Genomic DNA, 16,291 nt, shown 5'->3' with positions numbered 1-16,291 from the left:
GCCCACGCGCGGTATCGACATCGGCGCCAAGTCGGAGATCTACCAGATCATCCACAACCTGGCGGCGAGCGGTATTGCGGTGATTGTGGTGTCCAGCGACCTGATGGAAGTGATGGGCATCAGCGACCGCATCCTGGTGATGAGCGAAGGCGCCCTGGCCGGCGAGTTGGCTCGCGAACAGGCGGATGAAGCACGGCTGTTGCAACTGGCTCTCCCGCGTTCGCGGGCTTGAAGAATGCGAGGTGAATGATGTCCGAGGTAAAAACTGCAAAAGGCTTCTGGCCGGGCTTCAACCAGCGCAAGTTTCTTGATGATTGGGTGATGCTGTTGGCGGCGCTGGCCATCTTTGTGCTCAGCGCACTGTTTATCGACAACTTCCTCTCGCCCCTGAACATGCGTGGCCTGGGCCTGGCGATTTCCACCGTTGGCATTGCGGCGTGCACCATGTTGTTCTGCCTGGCATCGGGGCATTTCGACCTGTCGGTGGGCTCGGTGATTGCCTGCGCCGGCGTGGTGGCGGGGATTGTGATCCGCGACACCGACAGCGTGGTGCTCGGTGTGTCGGTGGCGTTGGCCATGGGCCTGGTGGTGGGGCTGATCAACGGTATCGTCATTGCCAAGTTGCGCATCAACGCGTTGATCACGACGCTGGCGACCATGCAGATCGTGCGCGGCCTGGCCTACATCTTCTCCAACGGCAAGGCGGTGGGGGTGATGGATGAAAGCTTCTTCGTGTTCGGTAACGGTCAACTGATGGGCGTGCCGGTGCCGATCATTATTACCGTGCTGTGTTTTGTGTTCTTCGGCTGGCTGCTCAACTACACCACGTATGGGCGCAATACCATGGCCATCGGTGGCAACCAGGAGGCGGCGTTGCTGGCCGGGGTAAACGTCGATCGCACCAAGATCATCATCTTCGCCGTGCACGGTTTGATCGGCGCCTTGGCCGGAGTGATCCTCGCCTCGCGCATGACCTCGGGCCAGCCGATGATCGGCCAGGGGTTTGAGCTGACGGTAATTTCCGCCTGCGTATTGGGCGGGGTGTCGTTGAGCGGTGGGATCGGCATGATTCGGCATGTGATTGCCGGGGTGTTGATTCTGGCGATCATTGAGAATGCGATGAACCTGAAAAACATCGACACGTTCTACCAGTACGTGATCCGTGGTTCGATCCTGCTTTTGGCGGTCATCATTGATCGCATGAAGCAACGCTGAACGTGTGCAAAGGGGCCTGCTCCCGATAGCGGCCATACACAGCCGTCGGGAGCTCGCCTCCTTCTACATACATTTTTATGTGCGCTGTGTTCGCGTTCATCATTTGCCATAATGCCCCCGCTTTCATACTTATAGGCCCGATATGCAGGAAAACGCCCACACCCCCGTCAAAGACGCCGCCCCCACCGGCACCCAGACCCTGCTGCGTGGCCTGGGCGTGGTACAGGCGGTAGCGGCCGGTGCGCGCGACTTGAAAGAGATTGCCAAGCGCATCGGCACTACCCGCAGTACCACCCACCGCCTGGCCAGCTGCCTGGTGGAGGAGCGTTACCTGCGCGTGGTGCCGCAAGTCGGTTATCTGCTGGGGCCGAAGTTGATCGAACTGGGGTTTCAGGCCCGCGAAGAGCTGCCGTTGGTGAGCTTGGCCGTACCGTATCTGGATGAATTGTCGGCACTGACCGGAGACACCATTCACCTGGCGATTCGTGAGTACGACGACGTGCTCTACCTGCACAAGAACCCCGGCCGCAATGGCCCGGAAATGCGCTCGCGAGTTGGCCATCGCATGCCGTTGGCGCGTACCGGTATCGGCAAGGCGCTCCTGCTGGATGACAGTGTGGAGGAGTGGCAGCGCCTGTACGAAGTCAGCTTGCCGGCCAGTGGCAAAAGCCAGGCATGGCCGCAGCACCCGGAGCAGTCCTGGGCACAGTTCGAACAGCGCATGCGTGAATACGTGGTGGGCGGGTATGCGTTCGATCTGGAAGACAACGAACCATCGATCCGTTGTGTGGCGGCACCGGTGCGCGACGCCAGCCGGCGAATCGTCGCCGGCATCAGCATCGCCAGTACCGTGCCCTACATGCCGCTGGAGAAAATGGCCGAGCTGATCCCTGTGGTCAAACAGGTCGCAGCCCGGCTGTCAGCGGAGTTAGGCGCGAAAGCCTGATCAGGCTTTCAGGGTCGCCATGTCGATAACAAAGCGGTACTTCACATCACCGGCGATCATGCGGGTGTAGGCCTCGTTGATCTGACGGATGTCGAGCATTTCGATGTCGCACGTGATGTTGTGCTCGGCGCAGAAATCCAGCACTTCCTGGGTTTCTGCAATGCCGCCGATCAGCGATCCAGCCAACACTTTGCGGCCCAGCACCAGCTTGGCGGCATGCACCGGTGGGTCAACCGGCTCGATCAGGCCGACCAGGATGTGTACGCCGTCAAAGCGCAGTACGTCGAGGTAGGGGTTCAGATCGTGCTGCACGGGGATGGTGTCGAGCAGGAAATCGAAGTGCCCGGCAGCGGCTTTCATCTGCTCGGCGTCGGTGGATACGATGACATGGTCGGCGCCCTGACGACGGCCTTCCTCGGCTTTGCTCGCGGAGCGGGTGAACAAGGTCACTTCCGCGCCCATGGCCTTGGCGAACTTGATGCCCATATGGCCCAGGCCGCCCATGCCGAGTACGCCGACTTTATCGCCGGCCTTCACGCCGTAATGCTTGAGCGGCGAGTAGGTGGTGATGCCGGCGCAGAGGATTGGCGCGGCGCTGGCCGGGTCGAGCTTGGCCGGGATCTTCACCACGAAGTGCTCGCTGACCACGATGCTGTCCGAGTAGCCGCCCATGGTGTTGCTGCCGTCTACGCGGTCCGGGGTGGCGTAGGTCATGGTCGGACCTTCGAGGCAATATTGTTCCAGGTCTGACTTGCACGCCTCACAGTGACGGCACGAGTCAACCATGCAGCCCACACCGACCAGGTCACCGACTTTATGCTGGGTGACCTTGGCGCCGACGGCGGTGACCTTGCCGACGATCTCGTGGCCCGGCATCAGCGGGTACACGGCGATGCCCCATTCGTTGCGGGCCTGGTGGATGTCGGAGTGGCAGACGCCGCAGTAAAGGATCTCGATGGCCACGTCATCGGCGCGTGGGCTGCGGCGCTGGAAGGACATGGGGGCGAGGGGAGTGGTGGCCGACTGGGCGGCATAACCGATGGCGGTGTACATGGGGAAACCTCGCAAAAGCTTGGACAAGTGAGGTGGCGCATTTTGCGCGCCGACCCTGGGAGCGAACATGGCAAATGCTCCGAGTCTCATGCCTAAAGCTCCGGAGGAGCAGCTAAAAGCGGCAAGCTGCCAGCGGCAAGCTATAAACTGCGTACTTTCTTGCAGCTTGTGGCTTGAAGCTAGCTAGCCTGCACCAAGACGTGTTTTTTCCGAGAACTGCTTTTATGTTGTTGACCCGCCATCTCGATGCCAATGCTCCGCTGGTTGCTTTGATTGAAGGGCTTGCGCCCCGCGACGGTTTTTCGCCCACTCATCTGCCCGGCGTGCAAGTACTGCGCGCCAGCTGTGACGTGGCGCGCGGGCCGCAGATCTATGAGCCGAGCCTGATGTTCGTGGCCCAAGGCAGCAAGGTTGCCTACCTGGGCCCGCGCACGTTGGAGTACGGCGCCGGGCACTACCTGATCCAGGCGATGCCGGTGCCGTTCGAGTGCGAGACGTTTGCCATGGCGTCGGATGCGCCGTTGCTGGGCGTGACGGTGGGCATTGATCGTGTCGTGCTGGGTGAGTTGGTGATGGCCATGGGCATTCAGGCCGGGCCGCCGCCGACGGCGCAGACGCTGGAGTCGATGAGTTCGGTGGTGCTCGATGATGCGATGCGCGGGTGTGTCGAACGGCTGCTGCAATGCCTGCATGATCCGCTGGAGAGCCGGATCATGGGGCCGGCGCGGGTGCGCGAGTTGTTGTTCACCGCGTTGCGCGGGCCTCAGGCTGATGTCCTGCGCGCATTGGTGGAACAGCAGGGGCAGTTTTCACGGATTGCCACATCGTTGAATCACCTGCACGCCCATTATGCCGAGCCGCTGAATATCGAGACCCTGGCGGGGTATGCGCATATGAGCGCGTCGACGTTTCATGAGCATTTCAAGCGCTGCACCTTGTTGTCGCCGGTGCAGTACCTGAAGCGTCTGCGTTTGCTCAAGGCCCAGCAGTTATTGTTGGTGGAAGGCATGGGCGTGGCACAGGCGGCGCACAGCGTGGGGTATCAGAGCACGTCGCAGTTCAGCCGGGAATACAAACGCTACTTTTTGCGCAATCCGGGCGAAGAGCGAGCGGCCTAGTAATAACGTCGCGGGTCGGACTCGATCAGGCTGGCCAATTTGGTCAGGGCAAAGCGCAATTCGTCCTGGCTGGTGGGCGACATCAGCACCAGTCGCACGCTGCGCGTGGCCCCGGAACGTTCAGCCTGGAACTGCGTGCCACTGAGTACCAGGACGCCATTGGCGCGCGCCAGCATGGTGAATTCGTCGCTGGTCCAAGGCTCCGGCAGTGTCAGCCAGACATGGTAGGAATACGGCTGGGTCTTGAGTTCGAAGTTGGCGAAGATCTCCTGAGCAATGGCCTGCCTTCCGGCGGCTTCGTTGCGCTGGATGCGAATCAGTTTTTTGTCCAGGCCTTCGGTGATGACGTTGCTGGCCAGTTGCGCGGTCAGCGGCGATGGCATCCATACGCTGCTGCGCACCATCGAAGTGAGACGTGAGAGTAGTTTTGGCGGGCTATAGAGATAGCCGATGCGCAGCGCGGGCATCACCGACTTCGACAGGCTGGTGAGGTACACCGAGCGATCCGGGGCAAACGCCGACAGGGGTTTGATTGAGGGGTCGGTGGCCAGGAAACCATAGATGTCATCGTCGAGAATGATGAAGTCGAACTCCTCCGCCAGCGCCGCGATTTGTGCCCGGCGCCTTTGCGACATGATCGCCGCCGTCGGGTTCTGACAGGTCGCCACGCACACCAGCATGGCTGGTTTTTCCCGCAGGCACAGCTCGCGCAACGCCTCGGGAATGATGCCTTCATCGTCCATCGGCACGCCACGCAGGCGGCGTTCAAGGCCGTGGGCCAGGGAAATGATGCCGGGATAGCAGAGTTCTTCGCACAGTACCAAGTCACCGGCGTTGGTCAGGGCGCTCATTGCGACCATCAAGCCGTGCTGCGCGCCGGCGGTGATGATCACCTGCTGCCATTGTGCGTCGGGCAACGAATGCCGCAGCCACTGCGCCCCCGCCTCACGGTGTGCCGGGTGCCCGCCGTCTGGCGCGTAATCCAGAGCTCGGGCGAAATCGGTGCTCTTGGCCAAGCCCACGAGTGCGTCGCGCAGCCAGTACTCCAGGGTTTCGCTGTAGGGCTTGATGATCGAAAGATCGAGCAGTTCGGACTGACCCAGGTTCAGTGTTGCAGCGCTGTTACTGGCGGGCAGCTCCAGCTGTTTTTGATTAAGCACATACGTACCGCGCCCCACTTCCCCCTGCACCAGTCGACGCCGATGGGCTTCGCTATACGCCCGGCTGATGGTGCCCGGGGTGACATTCAGCGTCGTGGCCAGTTCTCGCAAGGTCGGAAGACGGTCACCCTCGCTCAACACGCCGTTATTGATATCGCGCGCCAACGCATCGGCAATCGACAAATACATCGGCTGGTTGAACTCGCTTAGCTGGGGAACCCACATGAATGATCACTGCCATCGTAGAAATGATGAATATCCGAGCATATCACATGGAGGTTAGACAACTGATAAATCGAGTCAATCTGATAATTGAGTCGATTGATATCGTAGTTGGGTCGAAGATAATTAGACGATCACGATATTTTTTAAAATAAAAAAGGTTATATAAATCAATAAATTATTTGATTAATTGCGCCAAATTCAGAGCTGCTGGCAAAAAAACATCTCGTAACAATCTCATTGGCTATTGAATCAACTCAATTTATTCAAATACACTCGTCTTGAATCGAATCAATCGACTCAATCAATCCACTGGTCACTGCGCGACTCCGCCGCGCCAAGTCGAGACATCATGGACACACTCAGAAAGGATCTATCCCTGTCAGCCGTCATCGCGGGCTTTATCGCCGTGATCATTTCGTATGCCGGCCCCTTGATCATCGTGTTTCAGGCTGCCAAGGAAGCGCACCTGACCAATGACGTGGTGTCTTCATGGATCTGGGCGATTTCCATCGGTAGCGGCATCACCGGTCTGTTCCTGAGCTGGCGCCTGCGGGTACCGGTCATTACGGCATGGTCAACACCGGGGGCGGCGCTGCTGGTGTCGATGCTGCCCACTGTGACCCTGCCGCAGGCTATCGGTGCTTACGTCGTGGCGTCGGTGATCATTGCGCTAGTCGGTTTGTCCGGCGCGTTCGACAAGCTGATGAGTCGTCTGCCCAAAGCGATCGCCGCCGCCATGCTGGCGGGCATTCTGTTTCGCTTTGGCGCTGAACTGTTTACCTCGATCAAGCTGCAGCCGGCGCTGGTGCTGTCGATGATCGCGGCCTACTTGATGTTCAAACGCTTTTCGCCGCGCTACGCAATTCTGTCAGTGCTGATTATCGGGTGTGCGGTGGCCGCCTCGTTTGGTGAGCTCAACAGCGGTGCAATCACCATCGCCGTGGCTCATCCGGTGTTTATCGCGCCGGAGTGGAACTGGCACGCGATCATCAACATTGGCCTGCCGCTGGCGCTGGTGACATTGACCGGCCAATACGTGCCGGGCATGGCCGTGTTGCGTACTTCGGGCTACAACACTGCGGCGCGTTCGATCATCTCGGTCACGGCAATCGGTTCGGTCCTGATGGCGCCGTTCGGCTCCCACGGCTTCAACCTCGCCGCGATCACAGCCGCCATCTGCACCGGTCGCGAAGCCCATGAAAACCGCGATAAACGCTACATCGCGGGGATCGCATGCGGGGTGTTCTACATCCTGATGGGAACCTTTGGCGCGACCCTGGCCTCCGTGTTTTCCGCATTGCCCAAAGAATTGATTGCCTCCCTGGCCGGTCTGGCGCTGTTCGGTGCAATCAGTGCCGGGCTCACCGGTGCTATGGCGGACGAGAAACAACGGGAGGCGGCATTGATTACCTTTCTGGTGACGGCCTCGGGCATGAGTTTCCTCGGTCTGGCCGCTGCTTTCTGGGGCCTGATTTTTGGCCTGGTGGCGCACTTTGTGCTGACGTACACCCGGGAAAGCAAAGCTGCCGCATTGGCCGAGGGCAGCCGACCATGAGTGCCTGTTATGACTTTATTGTGGTGGGCGGTGGCATCGCCGGTGTGTCTGCGGCGTATGAGCTGGCGGCCCATGGCAGTGTCTGCCTGCTCGAGCGGGAACAGCAGTTGGCCTACCACACCACCGGCCGCTCGGCGGCCATTTCCATGGAAAGCTATGGCAACCAGCAGATCCGCTCGCTGACCTGTGCTTCCAGGAGCTTTTTCGAGAGCCCGCCCGAAGGCCTGGCCGAACACCCATTATGGTCGCCACGCGGTGCATTGATCGTGGCGCAGGCCTCGCGAGTGGAGGCACTGGCGGCGCGTTTGCATGCCGTGCTCGAGCAGGTTCCGACCGCCAGGCTCCTTGACGATAAGCAGGTACTGGAGCTGGCGCCGTACCTGGCCGAAGGGGTCTGGAGCGCGGGTATCTACGAACCCAGCGCTTTCGATCTGGATGTGCATGGCATTCACGGCGCCTACCTCGGCGGTTTTCGGGCCCGCGGCGGTGTGATCAAACGTGAGGCCGAGGTTGTTCGCGGCGAACATCGTAAGAGTCACTGGGCCTTGCATACCGCTGACGGCCAACGGTTGGAAACGGCCGTCGTGGTCAACGCCGCCGGTGCCTGGTCGGATGAACTCGCCGAGCGCTGCGGTATGGAAAAGGTCGGTGTGCGGCCGCTGCGTCGCACGGTGCTGGCCGTTGACCCGCACTGTGACGTGCACCACACGCCTTACCTGGGCACCATTGACGAAGATATTTTCATCAAGCCCGAAGCCGGGCGTCTGATCGTTTCACCCTGTGATGAAAGCCCCTCGCTGCCTTGCGATGCGCTGCCGGAAGAACTGGATCTGGCCATCACGATGGACCGTCTGCAAAGCACGACGCGTTTACGCCCACGCTCGATCATCAACAAGTGGGCGGGCCTGCGCACTTTCGTCGCTGACCGTTCCCCGGTACTCGGCCAAGATCCACAGCAAGAAAGCTTTATTTGGCTGGCCGCGCTGGGTGGCTACGGCATTCAGGCGGCGCCGGCCATTGCCCGGTTGTGCAGCCACGCAGCGCTGGGCATCGCCATGCCAGCGGACCTCGCGGCGCTGAAACTCAACTATCAGCATTTTTCCCCGTCCCGTTGCCGTGACGAGGATTTTTCAGGCCTGGCCGTCACACAGGTTGCCGATTTGCACTAACCCCAACCCGCTTAACAAGGAACGTCACCATGCAGACAAATGCTCAGCTCCAGCCTGTCGCCAAGCCTTTCCTGGGCGAAGACAACGTGATTTTCACTGACAAGGCGCCGCTGCCCCTGGGTACGTATTCCCAGGGAATCAAGGTCAGTCACGGGCAAACTATTTACCTCTCGGCGCAGACTCCAGTCTCGGCGTTGAGCAATGAGGTGCTGGCCAAGGACTTCGAAGGCCAGTTGCGGCAGACCCTGGACAACTTGCAGCAAATGGCCGAAGCGGCGGGTGGCACATTGGCGAATGTGGTCAAGGTCACGGCGTTCATCACTGACCTGAGCGAATTTCCGACGCTCAACCGGGTGATGGAGGAGTACTTCACCAAACCGTATCCAGCCCGTACGACTGCCGGCGCCAGTGCCCTGGCACGCAACACCCTGGTTGCGATCGACGCGATCATGGTGGTCTGAAACACCTTCCGTCCGTGAAGTGCCCGCCGGCCCAAAGGGGCCGGCTTCGGCGGGAACCACCCGCACACCATACTTTCAGGAGGGGGCTATGAATCATTCGTATAGAGAGTATGTGTTGCAGTGCCTGGTTTGTGATCGCAGCTACCAGCCGCATGAGGTCAGCTATTACTGCCCTCATTGCAAGACTGAGGGTGCGCTCGATGCGCTTTACGATTACCCGACGCTCAAACGCGAATGGTCCAGGGGCAGTCTGGCCCACGAGCATGCCCGTGGCATGTGGCGCTATGACCGGTTGATGCCGTTGAGTTCGACGCAATTCATTCCGCCGTTGCTGGTGGGGAACACGCCGCTGTATTCGCGCCCGGAACTGCTCGGCAAGGGGGCGCGGATCAAAGTCTTTATCAAGGATGAATCCCGTCAGCCCACCGGGTCGCTGAAGGATCGTGCCAGTGCCCTGGCAGTGGCCCATGCCATGCAATGCGGCGCGCGCACCATCGCGGTGGCAAGCACCGGCAACGCCGCTTCGGCTCTGGCCGGGATGAGTGCCAGCTTGGGGCTGCGCAATGTGATTTACCTGCCCAAGAGCGCACCCCGGGAAAAGCTCGCGCAGATGCAAGGCTACGGCGCCGAGATTGTGCTGGTGGACGGCCAATACGACGAAGCCTTCGAACAATGCCTTGACGCCTGCGAAACCCACGGCTGGTACAACCGCACCACCGGAATCAATTCGTACATGAGCGAAGGGAAGAAAACCGTAGCGTTCGAGCTGTGCGAACAGCTCAACTGGCAAGTACCGGACCTGGTGTTTGTGCCGGTGGGTAATGGCTGCATTCTCGGCTCGGTGTACAAGGGTTTTTTCGACTTGCTGCAGTTGGGGTGGATTGAGCGTATTCCGCGCCTGATCGGTGTGCAGGCCGAGCACAGCAATTTTATGTACCGAGCCTGGCGCAGTGACCTGCCAATGCAGCAGGTAGAACGCATTGCCCCCACCAGCCTGGCCAGCAGCATCAATGTAGCCCTGCCGCGCGACCGTCTCAAGGCCCTGCGTGCGGTGACCGCCAGTGGGGGCGAGTTCATTTGCGTCAGTGACCCGAGCATTGTCGCCGCCGCTTCCCGGCTAGCCACCAGTACTGGGGTGTTTCCCGAAGCGGGCGCCGCCAGCGCTTTCGCCGGCCTGCTTAAATATGCCGAGGAGAATCCCGGCACTGCGCAAACTGCCGTGATCCTGATCACCGGCAGCGGCTTGAAAGACACCTCCATTTTTCTATCCGACTCGGCCAGAAACCCTTCACGGGTGCAATCGCATCCTGTGCCTGCGGCACTGGCCGACGAGTTCACCTGAGGAATCACAGCATGAGCCTGCAGAATTTTGACCCCGCCGTTGCCCGCCTGATTGATCGTGAGCGCAACCGTCAGGAAACTCACCTGGAATTGATTGCGTCAGAAAACTACGTCAGCGACGAAGTGCTCGAGGCCCAGGGCTCGGTGCTCACCAACAAATACGCCGAGGGCTATCCGGGCAGGCGCTATTACGGCGGGTGCAGCGTTGTCGACGAGATCGAAAACCTGGCCATAGAACGTGCCCGCAAACTGTTCAATTGCGAGTACGTCAATGTCCAGCCGCACTCCGGGTCCCAGGCGAACCAGGCGGTGTTTCTGGCGGTGCTTGAACCGGGCGACGCTATCCTGGGGATGTCCCTGGCTCATGGCGGTCACTTGACGCACGGCGCCTCGGTGAATTTTTCGGGCAAGTTCTACCAGGCGTTTTCCTACGGCTTGGAGCGTGAAACCGAGACTCTCGACTACGCCGAGATGGAAGCGCTGGCCCGAGAGCACAAGCCGAAGTTGATCATCGCCGGGGCTTCTGCCTATTCGCGAACCATCGATTTCCAGCGTTTCCGCAAGATCTGCGATGAAGTCGGCGCCTACTTGATGGTGGATATGGCGCATTACGCCGGCTTGATCGCAGCCGGCGTGTACCCATCGCCGGTCGGTATCGCCGATTTCATCACCTCCACCACCCACAAAACCTTGCGTGGCCCGCGCGGTGGCTTGATCCTGGCCAAGACGCAATACGCGGCGCTGCTCGACAAGACCATTTTTCCCGTTTATCAGGGCGGGCCGCTGATGCATGTCATCGCCGCCAAAGCCGTGGCGTTCAATGAGGCGCTGAGCGATGGGTTCAGGCACTACCAGCAACGGGTGATCGACAACGCCCGCACCATGGCCGACATTCTCACTCGCCGTGGTTTGCGTGTGGTGTCCGGTGGCACGGATTGCCATATGTTCCTGCTCGATCTGCGCTCAATGAACATCGCCGGCAAAGATGCCGAGGCGTTGCTGGAGAGCGCCCACATCACACTGAACAAGAATGCGATCCCTGATGATCCGCAGAAACCGGCGGTCACCAGCGGCATTCGCATCGGTACGCCGGCGCTGACCACTCGGGGCTTTGGCGAAGCGGAGTGCGCCGAAGTGGCGAACCTTATCGCTGACTTGCTGGAGCAGCCGAACAACGCGGCGCTGCTGGATAAGACGCGACGCCGGGTGATGCACTTGTGTGAATGTTTTCCGGTGTATTTGTTGCGCTGATACAAAAAAGCCAACGCCGAAGGGCGTTGGCTTTTTTATGCGGCTGGCTTACATATTCGGGTAAGTCGGCCCACCCGCACCTTCCGGGGTGACCCACGTGATGTTCTGCGAAGGGTCCTTGATGTCACAGGTCTTACAGTGCACGCAGTTCTGGGCGTTGATCTGGAAGCGCTTCTCGCCGTCTTCCTGGGTGATCACTTCATACACGCCCGCCGGGCAGTAGCGCTGTGCCGGTTCATCGTAGAGCGGCAGGTTGGTGCCGATCGGGATGCTTGGGTCTTTCAACTTCAGGTGGCACGGCTGTTCTTCTTCGTGGTTGGTACCGGAGATGAACACCGAGCTCAGCTTGTCGAAGCTCAGCTTGCCGTCGGGTTTGGGGTAGTCGATCTTCTGGCTGTCCTTGGCCAGCTTGAGGCAGGCGTAGTCCGGCTTGGTGTCGTGCAGGGTGAACGGCATCTTGCCGCCGAGGATGTTCTGGTCGAACCAGTTGAAGCCTGCGCCGAGGATCGGTCCGAACTTGTGCATCGCCGGGCCGAAGTTGCGGCTGGCGAACAATTCTTCGTAGAGCCAGCTGGACTTGAAGTTGTCGACGTAAGCGGTCAGTTCGTCGCCGCCTTCGGATTCGGCAAACAAACGGTCGGCCACGGCGTCGGCGGCGAGCATGCCGGACTTCATCGCGGTGTGGCTGCCCTTGATCTTGGCGAAGTTCAGGGTGCCGAGATCGCAACCGATCAGTGCGCCACCTTTGAAGACCATCTTCGGCAACGAGTTAAGGCCGCCTTTGCAGATGGCGCGGGCGCCGTAGCTGATGCGCTTGCCGCCTTCGAGGTACTGGGCCAGCACCGGGTGGTGCTTGAGGCGCTGGAACTCATCGAAGGGCGACAGGAAGGTGTTGCTATAGGACAAATCGACGATCAGCCCCAACACCACCTGATTGTTTTCCAGGTGATAGAGGAACGAGCCGCCGGTGTTTTCGGCGCTCATGATGTCCAGCGGCCAACCGGCGGTGTGCACCACCAGGCCAGGCTGGTGTTTGGCCGGATCGATTTCCCAGATTTCCTTCAAGCCGATGCCGTAGTGCTGGGCGTCGGCCTCGCTGTCCAGGTTGAAACGCTGGATGAGTTGCTTGCCGATGTGGCCACGGCAACCTTCTGCAAACAGCGTGTACTTGCCACGCAGTTCCATGCCTGGGGTGTAGACGCCTTCTTTTGGATGGCCTTCGCGGTCGACACCGAGGTCGCCGGTGATGATCCCGCGGACTACGCCGTTTTCGTCGAACAGCGCTTCCTGGGCAGCGAAGCCCGGATAGACTTCCACGCCCAGGTTCTCGGCCTGCTGGGCCAGCCAGCGGCACAGGTTGCCGAGGGAGATGATGTAGTTGCCTTCGTTGTGCATGGTCTTGGGCACAAAGAAGTCAGGCACCTTGGTAGAGGTTTCGGGGCTGCGCAGTACATAGATGTCATCGCGCACCACAGGCGTGTTGAGCGGGGCGCCGAGGTCTTTCCAGTCCGGGAACAGTTCGTTCAGGGCGCGTGGTTCGAACACGGCACCGGAGAGGATGTGGGCGCCGACTTCGGAGCCTTTCTCGACCACGCAGACGCTGATTTCTTTACCGGCTTCGGTGGCCTTCTGCTTCAGTCGGCAGGCGGCAGACAGCCCCGCCGGGCCGGCGCCGACGATGACCACGTCGAATTCCATGTATTCGCGTTCCACAGGCTATCTCCTACTCAAGGCTCAACAGGCTTTTTTTTCTAATGGGTGGAGGTTTCGGTGTCGTCTGGCGTCTAGGCCGACCCACCTTGCTCTCTAGGTGGCGCATTATATATAGACCACTGTCAGCGTCCAATACAAACGTTTGTTTGAATCCCTTGGAAGCTAGGTAAATCAAAGCAACGCGGCTTATGACTGGCTATTTTGGCGTATTGACCAGAATAGGCGTTCCGGTCAATATACGGTCGGTTTTGCGCTTACCGTAGGCAGACTGCAGGTTTCAAGAGCACGTCCAAAAGCAAGACAGGTCACGCTAGCCTGAACGATGGCGCGCAGTTTACACACTGCGATAAGGAATGACCTCCCGGTCACCACTGACGAACGGTCATCGCTATCCCATTGCTGCGCCATCTCTGCGGTTTTTGGAGGTGCCCTTGTGTGCCGATGAGCATCAACCGCCAGGTTCGCCTAGGCGACTTTCTTTTCACCGGAGAGTAACGAGGAATCCATGAAGGTTCTTGTAGCTGTCAAACGCGTTGTCGATTACAACGTGAAAGTTCGCGTCAAGGCGGACAATTCCGGCGTCGACCTCGCCAACGTCAAGATGTCGATGAACCCTTTCTGCGAAATCGCCGTGGAAGAAGCTGTGCGCCTGAAAGAGAAAGGCGTGGCGACTGAAATCGTGGTGGTTTCCATCGGCCCGACCACTGCTCAAGAGCAGTTGCGTACTGCCCTGGCCCTGGGCGCCGACCGTGCCATCCTGGTCGAGTCCGCTGAAGAGCTGACCTCCCTGGCCGTTGCCAAGTTGCTCAAAGCCGTGGTCGACAAGGAACAGCCTCAACTGGTGATCCTCGGCAAACAGGCGATCGACAGCGACAACAACCAGACTGGCCAGATGCTGGCTGCACTGACCGGTTACGGCCAGGGTACCTTCGCCTCCAAAGTCGAAGTGAGCGGCGACAGCGTTGCTGTTACCCGTGAAATCGATGGCGGTGCACAGACGGTTTCCCTGAAACTGCCGGCCATCGTCACCACCGACCTGCGTTTGAACGAGCCACGCTACGCGTCGCTGCCAAACATCATGAAAGCCAAGAAGAAGCCGCTTGAGACGCTGACTCCAGATGCTTTGGGCGTTTCCACCGCCTCCACCAACAAGACCGTCAAGGTTGAAGCACCGGCTGCACGCAGCGCGGGCATCAAGGTCAAGTCGGTGGCCGAACTGGTCGAGAAACTGAAAAACGAAGCGAAGGTAATCTAACCATGACTATCTTGGTAATCGCAGAACACGACAACAAGGTAGTGGCTCCGGCCACCCTGAACACTGTCGCCGCCGCCGCCAAAATCGGTGGTGATATCCACGTTCTGGTCGCCGGCCAAAGCGTTGGCGCCGTGGCTGAAGCCGCTGCAAAAATCGCTGGTGTGAGCAAAGTACTGGTCGCCGACAACGCGGCCTACGCTCACCAGTTGCCGGAAAACGTTGCCCCGCTGGTTGCAGAGCTGGGCGCTGGTTACAGCCACATCCTGGCTGCCGCGACCTCCAACGGTAAAAACATCCTGCCACGCGTTGCCGCGCAGCTGGACGTTGATCAGATCTCCGAGATCATCTCGGTCGAAAGCGCCGACACCTTCAAGCGCCCGATCTACGCCGGTAACGCCATCGCGACCGTACAGTCCAACGCTTCGGTAAAAGTCATCACCGTACGCGCCACCGGTTTCGACCCGGTTGCAGCCGAGGGTGGTTCGGCTGCCGTTGAAGCCGTTGCTGCCGCCCACGACGCTGGTACTTCCAGCTTTGTTGGCGAAGAGCTGGCCAAATCGGATCGTCCTGAGCTGACCGCTGCCAAGATCGTCGTTTCGGGCGGTCGTGGCATGCAGAACGGTGACAACTTCAAACACCTGTACGCCCTGGCCGACAAGCTGGGCGCTGCGGTCGGCGCTTCCCGCGCCGCGGTCGACGCAGGTTTCGTACCCAACGACATGCAGGTCGGCCAGACCGGCAAGATCGTTGCGCCACAGCTGTACATCGCTGTCGGTATCTCCGGTGCGATCCAGCACTTGGCCGGTATGAAAGACTCCAAAGTGATCGTTGCGATCAACAAGGACGAAGAAGCACCGATCTTCCAGGTGGCTGATTACGGCCTGGTGGCGGACTTGTTCGAAGCCGTACCTGAGCTGGAGAAGCTGGTCTAATCCAGCGGCTTCACTTATAAAGAGCCCGGTCCTTGTGACCGGGCTTTTTTTTGACTACTCGGAGAGCTTCGCCATGGAATTGCGCCCCTGGGCGGTACTGCTGGGCTTCACGCTGCTGCCAGACCTGGCGCTGGCCGCCGGCAAGTGTGAGCGCCTGGTGATCACCGGCAGCCCGGACGCACCGCCCTTGCTGTGGCGCGATCCCCAAGACCCGACGCATTTGATAGGTGCTACCGCCGACGTGCTGCAACAAGTAGGCAAGGACCTTGGGCTGAAAATCGACCTGCTCTACGGCGGCAAGCGCTCCCTGGCCCTGGATGAAGTGCGCAGCGGGCGCATGGACATACTCGCCGATGCGCCGCTGAACCTGGGCGAGTTGGAAACCCTCGATTACATCCACCCCGCGTTGGTGCAGATCGATTACCTGGTCTGGACCCGCAAGGATTCGCCCCTGATCTACGCCACGGCCGCCGACCTGCATGGGCATGAAGGTGCGGTGTCGGAGCGTGCCCGCTTGAGCGCAGGCTTTGAAACCTTTGCGGGCCAGCAGTTGAGCCTGCAACGCTTGCCTGGCCTGACACAGGCCTTCCAGAAGTTGCTGCTCGGGGAAGTGGACTACGTACTTGCCGGACGCTATTCCGGGATGGCCATGGCCCAGAGCCTGGGCATGAGCAATGATCTGATTGCGCGCGAAACGCCTGTCGACCAGCCCGGATTGTACTTGGCGGTTTCCCACAACTCGGCCTGCAATGACCCGTGGCTACGCGGACAGTTGGCCAAAAAGATGACAGAATTGCCCACGTCCGACGTCGCGAACACCGCGCTGCAGCGCAATCTTGAGCGCTGGAAAGCGCAACTGCAGCAACCGGTCGGCACCTCAGCAAAGTAAGGATTTAC

The 16,291-nt window shown here is 59.9% G+C and carries 14 protein-coding genes and 1 pseudogene; 12 read left to right on the top strand and 3 right to left on the bottom strand.

The window, feature by feature from the left end:
• The 3 genes and pseudogenes from araG to M5B97_RS10025 form a co-directional block, all read left to right on the top strand.
• Positions 1-232 (top strand): annotated as a pseudogene (araG, locus tag M5B97_RS10035) (L-arabinose ABC transporter ATP-binding protein AraG); the annotation flags it as partial.
• A 17-nt stretch (positions 233-249) separates the two neighbouring features.
• The gene (araH, locus tag M5B97_RS10030) at positions 250-1,215 is read left to right on the top strand and encodes an L-arabinose ABC transporter permease AraH (protein ID WP_123714290.1); all 966 of its coding nucleotides are present in this window, start codon (positions 250-252) and stop codon (positions 1,213-1,215) included.
• 142 nt (positions 1,216-1,357) lie between these two features.
• Positions 1,358-2,161, top strand: a complete 804-nt coding sequence (locus tag M5B97_RS10025) for an IclR family transcriptional regulator (RefSeq protein ID WP_123714253.1) — start codon at positions 1,358-1,360, stop codon at positions 2,159-2,161.
• On the opposite strand, the gene M5B97_RS10020 is transcribed toward M5B97_RS10025, so the two are convergent.
• Positions 2,162-3,214, bottom strand: a complete 1,053-nt coding sequence (locus tag M5B97_RS10020; protein ID WP_134657078.1) for an NAD(P)-dependent alcohol dehydrogenase — start codon at positions 3,212-3,214, stop codon at positions 2,162-2,164.
• A gap of 224 nt (positions 3,215-3,438) precedes the next feature.
• Here M5B97_RS10020 and M5B97_RS10015 point away from each other — a divergent pair, with 224 nt between their 5' ends.
• Positions 3,439-4,332: an AraC family transcriptional regulator gene (locus M5B97_RS10015; RefSeq protein ID WP_123714255.1), complete on the top strand. Its 894-nt coding sequence runs from the start codon at positions 3,439-3,441 to the stop codon at positions 4,330-4,332.
• Here the strand turns inward: M5B97_RS10015 and M5B97_RS10010 are convergent.
• Entirely contained in the window at positions 4,329-5,717 is a 1,389-nt protein-coding gene (locus M5B97_RS10010) for a PLP-dependent aminotransferase family protein (protein ID WP_123714256.1), read from the bottom strand. The genes M5B97_RS10015 and M5B97_RS10010 overlap by 4 nt on opposite strands.
• A gap of 349 nt (positions 5,718-6,066) precedes the next feature.
• Between M5B97_RS10010 and M5B97_RS10005 the strand changes: the two genes are divergently transcribed.
• The 5 genes from M5B97_RS10005 (at position 6,067) to glyA (ending at position 11,494) form a co-directional block, all read left to right on the top strand.
• Positions 6,067-7,272, top strand: coding sequence for a benzoate/H(+) symporter BenE family transporter (locus M5B97_RS10005; protein ID WP_123714257.1), 1,206 nt, complete (start codon positions 6,067-6,069; stop codon positions 7,270-7,272).
• Positions 7,269-8,441: an FAD-dependent oxidoreductase gene (locus M5B97_RS10000; protein WP_123714258.1), complete on the top strand. Its 1,173-nt coding sequence runs from the start codon at positions 7,269-7,271 to the stop codon at positions 8,439-8,441. The genes M5B97_RS10005 and M5B97_RS10000 overlap by 4 nt, the downstream gene beginning before the upstream one ends.
• A 29-nt stretch (positions 8,442-8,470) precedes the next feature.
• Complete coding sequence (locus M5B97_RS09995; protein WP_123714259.1) at positions 8,471-8,902, top strand: Rid family detoxifying hydrolase; 432 nt, start codon at positions 8,471-8,473, stop codon at positions 8,900-8,902.
• An 88-nt stretch (positions 8,903-8,990) separates the two neighbouring features.
• Entirely contained in the window at positions 8,991-10,244 is a 1,254-nt protein-coding gene (locus M5B97_RS09990; RefSeq protein WP_123714260.1) for a threonine synthase, read from the top strand.
• 11 nt (positions 10,245-10,255) lie between these two features.
• Positions 10,256-11,494: a serine hydroxymethyltransferase gene (glyA, locus tag M5B97_RS09985; protein WP_248731388.1), complete on the top strand. Its 1,239-nt coding sequence runs from the start codon at positions 10,256-10,258 to the stop codon at positions 11,492-11,494.
• 48 nt (positions 11,495-11,542) lie between these two features.
• On the opposite strand, the gene M5B97_RS09980 is transcribed toward glyA, so the two are convergent.
• Positions 11,543-13,207, bottom strand: a complete 1,665-nt coding sequence (locus M5B97_RS09980) for an electron transfer flavoprotein-ubiquinone oxidoreductase (RefSeq protein WP_248731387.1) — start codon at positions 13,205-13,207, stop codon at positions 11,543-11,545.
• 505 nt (positions 13,208-13,712) lie between these two features.
• Here M5B97_RS09980 and M5B97_RS09975 point away from each other — a divergent pair.
• From M5B97_RS09975 to M5B97_RS09965, 3 genes are all read left to right on the top strand, one after another.
• Entirely contained in the window at positions 13,713-14,462 is a 750-nt protein-coding gene (locus tag M5B97_RS09975) for an electron transfer flavoprotein subunit beta/FixA family protein (protein ID WP_014719538.1), read from the top strand.
• A 2-nt stretch (positions 14,463-14,464) separates the two neighbouring features.
• The gene (locus M5B97_RS09970; protein WP_123714263.1) at positions 14,465-15,394 is read left to right on the top strand and encodes an FAD-binding protein; all 930 of its coding nucleotides are present in this window, start codon (positions 14,465-14,467) and stop codon (positions 15,392-15,394) included.
• A gap of 73 nt (positions 15,395-15,467) precedes the next feature.
• Positions 15,468-16,283 carry a transporter substrate-binding domain-containing protein gene (locus M5B97_RS09965; protein WP_248731386.1) on the top strand — a complete coding sequence of 272 codons (816 nt, stop codon included), beginning with the start codon at positions 15,468-15,470 and terminating at the stop codon, positions 16,281-16,283.
• Positions 16,284-16,291: the final 8 nt, after the last annotated feature.

It is taken from the genome of Pseudomonas sp. MWU13-2517, from assembly GCF_023242545.1.
Classification (GTDB): domain Bacteria; phylum Pseudomonadota; class Gammaproteobacteria; order Pseudomonadales; family Pseudomonadaceae; genus Aquipseudomonas.
The sequence above is the reverse complement of the archived record's forward strand: the minus strand, read 5'-3'. Positions and strand labels throughout refer to the sequence as shown.

What these genes read in the sequence shown, in the direction of transcription:
- M5B97_RS10005 (WP_123714257.1), top strand. Translation starts at nt 6,067, where the DNA reads ATGGACACACTCAGAAAGGATCTATCCCTGTCAGCCGTCATCGCGGGC.
- araH (WP_123714290.1), top strand. Translation starts at nt 250, where the DNA reads ATGTCCGAGGTAAAAACTGCAAAAGGCTTCTGGCCGGGCTTCAACCAG.
- M5B97_RS10010 (WP_123714256.1), bottom strand. Translation starts at nt 5,717, where the DNA reads ATGTGGGTTCCCCAGCTAAGCGAGTTCAACCAGCCGATGTATTTGTCG.
- M5B97_RS09990 (WP_123714260.1), top strand. Translation starts at nt 8,991, where the DNA reads ATGAATCATTCGTATAGAGAGTATGTGTTGCAGTGCCTGGTTTGTGAT.
- M5B97_RS10015 (WP_123714255.1), top strand. Translation starts at nt 3,439, where the DNA reads ATGTTGTTGACCCGCCATCTCGATGCCAATGCTCCGCTGGTTGCTTTG.
- M5B97_RS10025 (WP_123714253.1), top strand. Translation starts at nt 1,358, where the DNA reads ATGCAGGAAAACGCCCACACCCCCGTCAAAGACGCCGCCCCCACCGGC.
- M5B97_RS09995 (WP_123714259.1), top strand. Translation starts at nt 8,471, where the DNA reads ATGCAGACAAATGCTCAGCTCCAGCCTGTCGCCAAGCCTTTCCTGGGC.
- glyA (WP_248731388.1), top strand. Translation starts at nt 10,256, where the DNA reads ATGAGCCTGCAGAATTTTGACCCCGCCGTTGCCCGCCTGATTGATCGT.
- M5B97_RS09965 (WP_248731386.1), top strand. Translation starts at nt 15,468, where the DNA reads ATGGAATTGCGCCCCTGGGCGGTACTGCTGGGCTTCACGCTGCTGCCA.
- M5B97_RS09975 (WP_014719538.1), top strand. Translation starts at nt 13,713, where the DNA reads ATGAAGGTTCTTGTAGCTGTCAAACGCGTTGTCGATTACAACGTGAAA.
- M5B97_RS09970 (WP_123714263.1), top strand. Translation starts at nt 14,465, where the DNA reads ATGACTATCTTGGTAATCGCAGAACACGACAACAAGGTAGTGGCTCCG.
- M5B97_RS10020 (WP_134657078.1), bottom strand. Translation starts at nt 3,214, where the DNA reads ATGTACACCGCCATCGGTTATGCCGCCCAGTCGGCCACCACTCCCCTC.
- M5B97_RS10000 (WP_123714258.1), top strand. Translation starts at nt 7,269, where the DNA reads ATGAGTGCCTGTTATGACTTTATTGTGGTGGGCGGTGGCATCGCCGGT.